Source organism: Caballeronia choica (assembly GCF_001544535.1).
Classification (GTDB): domain Bacteria; phylum Pseudomonadota; class Gammaproteobacteria; order Burkholderiales; family Burkholderiaceae; genus Caballeronia; species Caballeronia choica.
Map to the genome: position 1 here is coordinate 1 of NZ_FCON02000533.1, position 849 is coordinate 849.

1 protein-coding gene is annotated in these 849 nt (G+C 63.0%); it reads right to left on the reverse strand.

From position 1 onward, the window contains the following. Positions 1-849 (reverse strand): oligosaccharide flippase family protein (locus tag AWB68_RS45545; RefSeq protein ID WP_160110209.1); only part of this gene is annotated, 849 nt, incomplete at both ends.

The following is an 849-nucleotide window of genomic DNA, read 5'->3' on the forward strand; positions in this document are numbered from 1 at the left end:
CAAGCTCGCGCAGGTCGCTCGACTCGCAGAGTGACCAGGCCAGGTTGCCGGCGATCAGCGCGAGGCCGACCGCGGCGATGCGCGGCAGCGAATTCATGAGGTCGGCGCACGTGGTGGCGACAATCAGGAACATAAGATGCCCGGCCATGTTCCGCAGGATGGGCCAGGGCGCAAGCCTCGACAGATAAAGGGTCGACGCATAGTCGAACAAGGACTTGGCGACCACTACCACGGCGGCACCCAGGATGCCGTTCCAGTGAATGCCGAACCACAGCGCAACCGCGAAGACCGGCAGGCTGATCCAGCCGACCAGCGCCACGCTCACGGGCTTCGCCTTCGCCTGGATCAGCACGCTGATGATGCTCGCCTGACCCGCGAACCACACACCTGTCACGAGAATGCGCCCGACCGGCGCGGAATGTTGTGCCATGTCATGGCCGAGCCAGATGTTCAGAAATGGAGTCAGTACAAACAGCACAACGATAATGCAAGGCGTGAAAATGCAGTTCAGGAGTGCGAGCGAGCGCGACGACAGGTCGTCGGCATGATCGCTCGCAGTGGCGGAGAAACGCGGAAACAGCGTGCGCAGCATGGCGCCCGGCAGCATGTCGAGCCGTGAGACCAGATTTTGCGGCGCACCGTAGTACGCGACGGATTTCGCACCGAAGATGGAGCCGATCATGATGCGGTCGAGCGACGCCGCGATCGCGCTGGCGCCCGTCAGCAAGACCATCCAGCGCCCGTAGTCGAACAGTTCCCTGATCAGCCGCGGTTCTGGCATCGACAGGCGCTTGATGCCGAACGCTCGAAAGGTTCCGTAGCCCAGCAGCACAAGAGCGAGAGCCCGCG